1 protein-coding gene is annotated in these 237 nt (G+C 42.6%); it reads right to left on the bottom strand.

The features are described 5' to 3' along the window. Nucleotides 1-237: RidA family protein (locus SB775_RS33650; RefSeq protein WP_410865646.1), on the bottom strand; the 237-nt coding region annotated here is incomplete at both ends.

Consider the following 237-nt stretch of genomic DNA (forward strand, 5'->3'; position numbering starts at 1 on the left):
CTTCAACAGGGGTTCCGCCCGGAAGCGATGCCGTCCCCAATGCTGCTCTGCTGTGTTTTCCTGCTTCACCAAAAACTTCGTTTGCTAAAAAAGAAACCGCATTCATCACTTCCGGCTGATTAATAAAATCAGCCGTACTTGCCACATACCCTTTTATATTGACAATCTTCTTGATAGAATCAAGACTTCCCATCATATTTCTTACGGTTGCCAAACAATTCACAAAGGCAATTTTAG

Source organism: Peribacillus sp. SIMBA_075, assembly GCF_046534585.1.